The organism is Nostocoides australiense Ben110 (assembly GCF_001050535.1).
Classification (GTDB): Bacteria; Actinomycetota; Actinomycetes; order Actinomycetales; family Dermatophilaceae; genus Nostocoides_A; species Nostocoides_A australiense.
This window is the reverse complement of sequence record NZ_HG764815.1, coordinates 1,281,465-1,290,247: the sequence shown is the minus strand read 5'-3', so window position 1 is coordinate 1,290,247 and position 8,783 is coordinate 1,281,465. Positions and strand designations below refer to the sequence as shown.

Genomic DNA, 8,783 nt, shown 5'->3' with positions numbered 1-8,783 from the left:
GGCCGGCCGCCGCGACAGCGCTCGACCCCCGCTGGGTCGCGGCCGCCGCGGGGTCGGCCATCCTGCTCGTGCCGGGTACGCTGATCCAGGTCGACCAGGCCTGGACCGAGCCGCTGCTGCTGACCGGCCTGACCTGGTGGGCGGTGCTGATGACCCGCGGCCGGACGTGGTGGGCGATCGTCCCCCTCGCCCTGGCCTGCGCGAGCAAGCAACATCTCGCGCTGGTCCTCCCCCTGCTGGTGGCCTGGCGGCCCTTCGGTCCCGCCCGCGCGATCGCCACCGGCGCCCTGACCGGCGCCCTGATCGCCCCGTGGTTCCTCACCGCGCCCGCGGACTTCTTCCGCGACACCGTCACCTTGTTGACGAACTTCCCGCCCATCCGCTTCGCGAACACGTGGTACCTCTACTTCCAGCACTACCACGGCATCACCCCGCCCTTCTGGGTCCCCGGCCTGATCGTCTTCGGCACGCTCGCGCTGGCCATACTGCTGATCTACCGCCGGCGGCCGCCGCTGGGCGAACTGCTGCGCTGGAGCGCGCTGATGCTGCTGGTGGCCAACCTGGTCAACAAGCAGGCGTTCTACAACCAGTACTGGCTCGTCGGAGCCCTGGTCGCCCTCTCGCTGATCGCCGACCAGGCCGACGACCGGGCCGAAGACCGGCTCAGCCGGTCGCCGAACGCGGCGGACCCGACTGCCACAGCTGCGCCGCCGACAGATCGAGACGCGCTCGCACCGTCGCGGCCTCCTCGGCGCTGAGCAGCCCCGAGGCCACCAAGGTCGTCACGGCCGCCCGCTCACTGGCGTCGAGGTCAACGAAGACCTCGCCCGGCGCCGCGGACGGCACTGCACCCGGCGCCGGAGCCACCTCGGGCGGCGGCTGCAGCGGGATGGTCGCCAGCATCCCCGTCACCATGCACCCATCGCAGTGGGTGCCGCGCACCGGGCAGCCATTGCAGTCGATCCACATGTGCCCTTCTCCTTCGTCCGAGCGTCATCCGGGCCGCCGATCGGCCCGCTGAGAAGAACGCTAGAGACGAGGTCCGACAACCCCCTCAGCCGAGGAGCTGACCAGGCCGGACGTGGCCTCTCGCGGGCGGGAAGGCGGGTCCCCGATAAGCACCGAACCTCCCGATGCCACGAGCGACGGCTAACGTCACCCCCATGATCGACCTCGCGACCGCCGGCGTCGACGACGCCGTCTGGCAGCTGCGCCCGGACTACGCCGCCTGTCTCGTCACCGCCCGGGGCGTGCACGGCGGCCCCAGCGACGAGGCGAGCGATGCGGCCCTCACCCGCGCCGAGCGGTATGCCGCGCAGCTGCTCGACGCGCAGGATCTCCCCGCGATCGCCCAGGTCGCGCAGTGGCGAGAAGCCTTCCGCACCTTCGGTGTCCGACCGCACTCGGCCACGAGCAGTCTCGAGTCGCTGCTGCGCCGGGCCGCCGCCGGCCTGCCACGGATCGATCGCCTCACCGACCACTACAACGCGATCTCGATCGCCCACCTGGTGCCCTTCGGCGGCGAGGACCTGGACGCCTATGCCGGTGCCCCACGCCCGGTCGTCGCCGACGGCAGCGAGTCCTTCGACGCCGTCGAGGGCGGCGAGATCGTCCACACCACCCCCAACCGGGCGAGGTGGTGTGGCGCGACGACCGCGGCGTCACCTGCCGCCGCTGGAACTGGCGCCAGTGCGCGCGGACCCGGCCGACACCGCATACCACCAACGCCGTCTACGCATGCGCCCCGCCGCGGGCATGACCGGGGTCATGCCTGGCCTCCTGTGCTCATGACCAGCGGCCCGGCGCCGGTGACCGGGGTGGGTCGCCGCGCAGTGCGCCGAGCGCAAGGCTGGTCCCCGGCGGTTCGGTTCGGGTGCCGGCAGGGGGGGCACCCGAACCGTCGCACTCGCCTACTCTGACCCGCGTGAGCAGGACCGCGGCCGAGAGCGCCGCCGCCAGAGCCGATGAGCAGGTCGCCGATCCGGTGTGGCACAAGAGCGCGTGCATCCTCTGCGAGTGCAATTGCGGACTGCAGGTGCAGCTCGACGGACGGCGGATCGCGAAGATCCGCGGCGACAAGGAGCATCCCGGCAGCCGCGGCTACACGTGCAACAAGGCGCTGCGGCTCGACCACTATCAAAACGGCGGCGTCCGGCTGACCAGCCCGCTGCGCCGGGCAGCCGACGGCACGTTCGAGGAGATCGACTGGGCCACGGCGATCCGCGAGATCGCCGCCGGATTGGCCGCGGTGCGGGACCAGCACGGCGGGGAATCCGTCCTCTTCTATGGCGGTGGCGGACAAGGCAATCACCTCGGCGGCGCCTACAAGGGCGCGCTCATGGCCGCTGTCGGCGCACGCTATTCCTCCAACGCCCTGGCCCAGGAGAAGACCGGCGAGGCCTGGGTCGATGCCCACCTCGCCGGCGGGCACACGGTCGGCGACTGGGAGCGGGCCGAGGTCGCGATCTTCCTGGGCAAGAACCCGTGGCAGTCCCACGGCGTGCCGCGCGCTCGCACTGTGCTGCAACAGATCTCGAAAGACCCGGCGCGGACGATGATCGTCATCGACCCGGTGCGGACCGAGAGCGCCGACCTCGCCGACATCCACCTGCAGGTGCGGCCCGGCACCGACGCCTGGTGCCTCGCGGCGATCCTCGCCATCCTGGTCGGGGAGGATCTCCTGGATCACGATTTCCTCGCCAGCCACACCAGCGGCGCGGAAACCGTTGTCGCGCAAGTGAAATCGATCGACGTCAGCGCGTATGCCGCCGCCTGCGGGATCGCGGAGGAGCAACTCAGATCGGCGGCCCGCCGGATCGCGACCGCAGGAAGTGTGTCCACCTACGAGGATCTCGGCGTCCAGCACAGTCTCAACTCCACATTGGTCTCCTATCTCAACAAGCTCATCTGGCTGCTCACCGGCAACTTCGCGAAACCCGGCGCGATGCAACGTCATTCGTGGGTGGCGCCGCTGTCGAAGTGGAAGACCACCTATCGCACGACACCGGTGACAGGGGCCCGGATGCTCGGCGGCATCGTGCCGTGCAATGCCATCCCGGACGAGATCCTGACCGATCACCCGAAGCGGTTCCGCGCCATGTGGGTCGACTCGGCCAACCCCGCCCACTCCCTCGCCGACACCCAGAGGTTCATCGAGGCCATGGCGGCCCTCGACCTCGTCGTCGTGCTCGACGTCGCCCTGACGGAGACCGCCAGGCACGCCGACTATGTGCTGCCGTGCGCCTCGCAGTTCGAGAAATGGGAGGCGACGTTCTTCACAACCGAGCACCCGCACAACGTTTTTCAGCTGCGGGCGCCGCTGCTCGACCCGCTGCCGGGCACCTGGACCGAGCCGCAGATCTACTCGGCGATCGCGCGCGAACTCGGCGCGACACCGGCCCGCGCCGAGCGGATCCTGCGCGCCGCCGCGGGGCGGGGGCGCGCGGCATACACTCTCGCCTTCGCGGCAACCGCGGTGGCGGACAAGAGAGTTCGCGGCCTGGCGCCGACACTGCTCTACGAGACCCTCGGCCCCACATTGCCCGACGGCGCCGCGAGCGTGGCGATCCTGTGGCCGCTGGCCCAGCGCGTCGCGCTCACCCACCGCGCCGGGATGAAGCGGGCCGGACATCGTTCCGCCGCAGCGCTTTTCGACGCCATGCTCACCAACCGGTCGGGCGTCGTCTTCACCGAGGACCGCCCGGAGGACTCCTGGTCCTATGTGCCGCACAAGGACAAGCGGATCCCGCTCGCGATCCCCGAACTGCTGGCAGCGCTCGATGGGTTGGCGAGCGGGCCGCATGCCCACACGAGCGCGCAGTTCCCGGTCGTGCTCATGGCCGGCCAGCGGCGCGCCGAGAGCGCCAACACCATCTTCCGGACGACAGCCTGGCGCGCCCGGGACCCCGAGGGAGCGCTGCGGATGAACCCCGCGGACGCCGAGCGCCTCGGGCTGGCCGCGGGCTCCCGGGCGCGGGTGGTCACCGCCCGAGGCAGCGCGTTCGCCGTCGTCACTGTCGACGATCGCTACCAGCCCGGCCACGCCGCATTGCCCAACGGGCTGGGTCTGGACCTGCCCAGTGGCCGAGGCGAGGACGGGCCGACCGAGCGGACGGGCGTAGCCCTGAACACCCTCACCGACGGCACCCGGCGCGACCCCTTCGCCGGGACGCCCTGGCACAAACACGTGCCTGCCCGGATCGAACCCGCCTGAGCCAGCAGCTGTCGCGGGCAGCAGCTGTCGCGCGGCCTCGCTACGCGGCGTCGGGATCCGGCTGGTGGATCCCGAAGACGTTGTTCTCGGTGTCGTGGAAGTAGCCCTGCCAGGCCATGCCGGGCAACGCCATCTTCGGCAGCGCGACCGTGCCACCGGCCGCCTCGATCTTGGCGGCGGTGGCGTCGAAATCCGCTGTGCCCATTGTCAATACCGCCCCGGCGACCATTCCGCCCACGGCGGGGTTGGACCCTGGCCGCGACATGATCGCGCCATTGATCCCCGGCTCCCCCTCCGGACCGGTCGTGACCCCGAAGTAGGGGGACCCGGCATACTCGCTCCAGTCCTCGGCCTGCCAGCCGAAGACCTCCTGATAGAAGGCGACGGCGCGTTGGACGTTCTCGGCCTGGATCTCGAAGTGGATGACTCGGCTCATGGGGAACTCCTCGGGATTCGTGCGACTGCGGTATGCAGTGTGGCACCGAATCCGCCCGCCCTGGGATGATGAGGTGAGCCGTGACCAAGAGCTGGCCCGGCCGACCAAGGAGGCACTCCCCCGAATGACCCAGACGACCCCGTCCTGGCCCGCGCACGACCCCGCAACCCGCCGCTGGTTGCCCGAGAGCTCGAAGCCGTTGGACCCCGGGAAGGTCGCCTCGCTGCTCGCGGCGGAATGGGACCGGTTCACGGCCGATACGCCCGAGTCCGGCGACCACAACCGGCGGGCGAGCAAGTCGCTGCCCCTCGGCGTCACCTCCTCGTTCCAGCACTGGGACCCCTACCCCATCTCGATCGCTTCGGCGCGCGGCGCCTGGCTGACCGATGTCGATGGCCGCCGTCTGCTCGATCTGTCGATGGGGTTCGGTGCCATGCTCGTCGGCCACCTCAACCCGACGATCGTCAGCTACGTCGAAGAGGCGCTGCAGTCGGTCGGCACCCTGTTCGTCACCCCCTCGCCCGTGTCGACCGAGGTCGCCGAACGCTTCCAGCGCCGCTTCGGCCTCGACATGCTGCGCTTCACCCAGTCCGGCACCGAGTCGCTGATGTATGCGGTCCGCGCCGCCCGTGCTTACACCGAGCGCAAGGCGATCATCAAGATCGAGGGCGGCTACCACGGCGGGTATGACGCGCTGCAGGTCTCGGTCAAGCCGGCCCTGGAGGACATCGGCCCAGCGGAGGCGCCGATCCCCGATGTGCCCTTCGATGTCGAGGCGGGCACCGTCCACGTCGTGCCCTACAACAACCTGGAGCGGCTGACCGAGATCCTGCACGAGCACGGCCGGGAGATCGCGGCCGTCGTCATGGAGCCGGTGATCGAGAATCTCGCCATCGTCGTGCCGGACGAGGGCTATCTCGCCGGCGTGCGGGCGCTGTGCGACGAGCACGGGGTCCTGCTGATCTTCGACGAGGTCAAGACGGGCCTGACGGCAGGGTATGCCGGGGCCTCGCAGCGCCTGGGCGTCAAGCCCGACCTCGTGACGCTGGCCAAGTCGATCGGTGGCGGGCTGCCGCTGGCGGCGTTCGGCGGCACCGAGGAGGTCATGCAGGTCGTCGTCGACGGCCGGATGGCGCACTTCGGCACCTACAACGGCAACCCGCTCGTCATGGCCGCCGCCCGCGCTGTCGACGACATCTGCACCCACGAGGCGCTGGACGCGGCCGAGACGATCAACGTCGCCACCCTCGACGCGGTCGACGAGATCATCACCGAGTTCGAACTACCGGCGCACACCGTGGCCCTCGGGGTCAAGGGGTGCATCACCTGGTCCCCCACCCCGGTGCGCAACTACCGCGACTACAAGGCCACCGACTTCGGGGTCGCCGAACTGTCGTGGCTATGGGGTGTCAACCGCGGCATCCTCACCCCACCTGGGCTGGACGAGCAGTGGCTCGTCTCGCTCGCGCACAAGCAAGACCAGATGGACGTCCTCGTCTCCGACTTCCGCGAGCTGGCGCAGGCGCTGCGCTCCTGACCTGCTCCTTCACTTCCCGCCAACTCCCGCAATCCCCGCCAACGACGCCGGTAAGCGCGAACTCCACCGCCTCGACCCGCCCCGGAACCCCGAATCGCCTCGGAAGGCGCGAACAGCCTGGCTTAGCCCGAACTCCCTGGCACATATCTGCCGGAGTCCGGGCTACGCCAGGCAGTTCGCGGCACACGAGGTGGTGTCCGGTCAACCGCCCGACATCTCGTCACTGCGACGCCGCCGTCGGGGTGTCTGCCGGGGGTTGTCGGTGGGCTTCTTTACTGTCCTGCGTATGACGATCACCGCCCCGGCCCGACCCGCGAGGGCGATCCAGGGCACTCTCGACGACCTCGGCACCCCGCTGCACGAGGTCACCTTCGTCGTGGTCGACCTGGAGACCACCGGCGGCAGCGCGCACGCCGACCACATTACCGAGATCGGGGCCGTCAAGGTCCGCGGTGGCGAAGTGCTCGGGGAGTTCCAGACTCTCGTCAACCCGCGCGTCCCGATCCCCGCCGTCATCTCCGTCCTGACCGGCATCACCAACGCCATGGTGGCCACCGCCCCGCGCATCGAGCAGGTCCTGCCAAGCTTCCTGGAGTTCCTCGGCGACGCCGTCGTCGTGGCCCACAACGCCCGCTTCGACGTCACTTTCCTCAAGGCGGCCGCCTCCGCGACCGGCAACCGCTGGCCCGACCCGGTCGTCATCGACACCGTGCTCCTCGCCCGGGCCCTGGTCACCCGCGACGAGGCGCCCAACCACAAGCTCGCCAGCCTGGCCCGGGTCTTCCATGCCCAGGTCACCCCGGATCACCGCGCCCTGCACGACGCCCAGGCGACCGTCGATGTTCTCCACGGCCTGCTCGGGCGGCTCGGCGGGCTGGGCGTCCATACCCTCGAAGAGCTCGCCACCTATTCGGTCCGGGTGCCGCAGGCCACCCGGCGCAAGCGTTATCTCGCCGACGACCTGCCGAGCGCGCCGGGGGTCTACATGTTCAAGGACGGGCAGGGCCGGGTCCTCTACGTCGGCACCTCCGTCGACATCCGTACGCGAGTCCGCTCCTACTTCACCGCCTCCGAGCAGCGGCGCCGCATGGCCGAGATGGTCCGCATCGCCGAGGCGGTGACCCCCGTCGTGTGCGCCACCGCCCTCGAAGCCCAGGTCCGCGAGCTGCGCCTGATCGCCGAACACAAGCCCCGCTACAACCGCCGCTCCCGCCACCCCGAGAAGTCCGCCTGGGTCAAGCTGACCGTCGAGCCCTTCCCCCGGCTCTCGATCGTCACGGCGGTCCGCGGCGACGAGACGACCTATGTCGGCCCGTTCCCCTCCAAAACCGCCGCCGAGGACGCCGTCGCCGCACTGCACGACGCGCTGCCACTACGCCGGTGCACCGATCGCCTCTCCCCCAAACGCCCGAGCCCGGCGTGCGCGCTGGCCGAGATGGGCCGCTGCGGCGCGCCGTGCACCGGAGCCCAGTCGCCGCAGGAGTATGCCGCGCTCGTCGCCCGCGCCCGCGACGCGCTCCTCGGGGACCCGGGCACCGTGCTCTCGCCCCTCGAGCAGCGCATGCAGTCCCTCGCCCAAGACGAGCGCTACGAGGACGCCGCATCGCTGCGGGATCGCCTGCTCACGTTGCTCCGCGGTATGACGCGCAGCCAGCGTCTCGCGCCGCTCGCCGCCGCCCCCGAGATTGTCGCCGCCCGTCGTTCCCCGCTGGGCGGGTGGGAACTGGTGTGTGTGCGCTACGGCCGCCTGGCCGGCAGCAGTCACAGCCCCCGCGGCGCCGACCCCATGGTCTATGTCGACGCGCTGACCGCGAGCGCGGAGGTGGTGGCGCCCGGCTTGGCGCCGGCACCCGCGGCATACCCTGAAGAGACCGAGAAGATCCTGCGGTGGCTCGAAGAGCCGGGTGTGCGGCTGGTCAGCGTCGAGGGCGAGTGGACCTGCCCGGTCGGCGGGGCGGTCAGCGCCGCTGCCCGCTTCGGCGCCACCCCCGCCGCGAGCCCAAGCCCCTTCGAAGCCTGACCCCGCAGGCAGCTAGATTTGGCGGCATGATCACCGCCATCGTCCTGATCAACGCCGAGGTCGACAAGATCCCGGAGGTCGCCCAGGCGATCGCCGACATCGACGGCATCAGCGAGGTCTATTCCGTCACCGGCGATGTCGACCTGATCGCGATGGCCCGGGTGCGCGAACACGACCACCTGGCCGACGTCATCGCCGACAAGCTCAGCAAGGTGCCCGGCATCCTCGGCACGCAGACGCACATCGCCTTCCGGGCCTATTCCCAGCACGACCTGGAGGCCGCCTTCAGCCTCGGCATCGAGGAATAACCGGCGATCTCGCACGCACCGCCGTCGAGCGGCCGCGCCGCGACTACTCGGCATCCCTACCTCCGCGAGATGTCACTTCGACGGGGCCGAATCGACCTCTCGACGGGGTCGAAATGACATCTCGACGGGAGGGGTCAGGAGCGGGTGGCGGCGACCCAGCGGTCGAGGGCAGCGGCGGCGGCACCGGAGTCGATGCTTTCCCGGGCGGCGGCGATGCCGGCGTGCAGCGCCTCCTCGACGGCGTGGGTGTCGGCGCCGGCAGGCACGTC

General features: G+C 70.6%; 6 protein-coding genes and 1 pseudogene. 6 read left to right on the top strand and 1 reads right to left on the bottom strand.

Annotated features, from left to right (window positions below):
* The 3 genes and pseudogenes from BN11_RS06205 to BN11_RS06190 all read left to right on the top strand — a co-directional run.
* Positions 1–758 (top strand): annotated as a pseudogene (locus tag BN11_RS06205) (hypothetical protein); the annotation flags it as partial.
* Between the two features lie 405 nt (positions 759–1,163).
* Entirely contained in the window at positions 1,164–1,919 is a 756-nt protein-coding gene (locus BN11_RS22460; RefSeq protein ID WP_053084021.1) for a B3/B4 domain-containing protein, read from the top strand.
* Positions 1,920–1,924: 5 nt separating this feature from the next.
* Positions 1,925–4,213 (top strand): molybdopterin-dependent oxidoreductase, encoded by a 2,289-nt coding sequence (locus BN11_RS06190; protein ID WP_235435385.1) that lies wholly within the window; start codon positions 1,925–1,927, stop codon positions 4,211–4,213.
* Positions 4,214–4,253: 40 nt separating this feature from the next.
* Here the strand turns inward: BN11_RS06190 and BN11_RS06185 are convergent, their stop codons facing one another.
* Positions 4,254–4,649: a VOC family protein gene (locus BN11_RS06185; RefSeq protein ID WP_048695841.1), complete on the bottom strand. Its 396-nt coding sequence runs from the start codon at positions 4,647–4,649 to the stop codon at positions 4,254–4,256.
* Positions 4,650–4,722: 73 nt separating this feature from the next.
* On the opposite strand from BN11_RS06185, the gene BN11_RS06180 reads away from it, so the two are divergent.
* From BN11_RS06180 to BN11_RS06170, 3 genes are all read left to right on the top strand, one after another.
* Complete coding sequence (locus tag BN11_RS06180) at positions 4,723–6,186, top strand: aspartate aminotransferase family protein (protein ID WP_235435384.1); 1,464 nt, start codon at positions 4,723–4,725, stop codon at positions 6,184–6,186.
* 286 nt (positions 6,187–6,472) lie between these two features.
* Positions 6,473–8,206 (top strand): DEDD exonuclease domain-containing protein, encoded by a 1,734-nt coding sequence (locus BN11_RS06175; protein WP_048695836.1) that lies wholly within the window; start codon positions 6,473–6,475, stop codon positions 8,204–8,206.
* Between the two features lie 26 nt (positions 8,207–8,232).
* Entirely contained in the window at positions 8,233–8,514 is a 282-nt protein-coding gene (locus tag BN11_RS06170) for an Lrp/AsnC family transcriptional regulator (protein ID WP_048695833.1), read from the top strand.
* Positions 8,515–8,783: the final 269 nt, after the last annotated feature.

What these genes read in the sequence shown, in the direction of transcription:
- BN11_RS06170 (WP_048695833.1), top strand. Translation starts at nt 8,233, where the DNA reads ATGATCACCGCCATCGTCCTGATCAACGCCGAGGTCGACAAGATCCCG.
- BN11_RS06175 (WP_048695836.1), top strand. Translation starts at nt 6,473, where the DNA reads ATGACGATCACCGCCCCGGCCCGACCCGCGAGGGCGATCCAGGGCACT.
- BN11_RS22460 (WP_053084021.1), top strand. Translation starts at nt 1,164, where the DNA reads ATGATCGACCTCGCGACCGCCGGCGTCGACGACGCCGTCTGGCAGCTG.
- BN11_RS06185 (WP_048695841.1), bottom strand. Translation starts at nt 4,649, where the DNA reads ATGAGCCGAGTCATCCACTTCGAGATCCAGGCCGAGAACGTCCAACGC.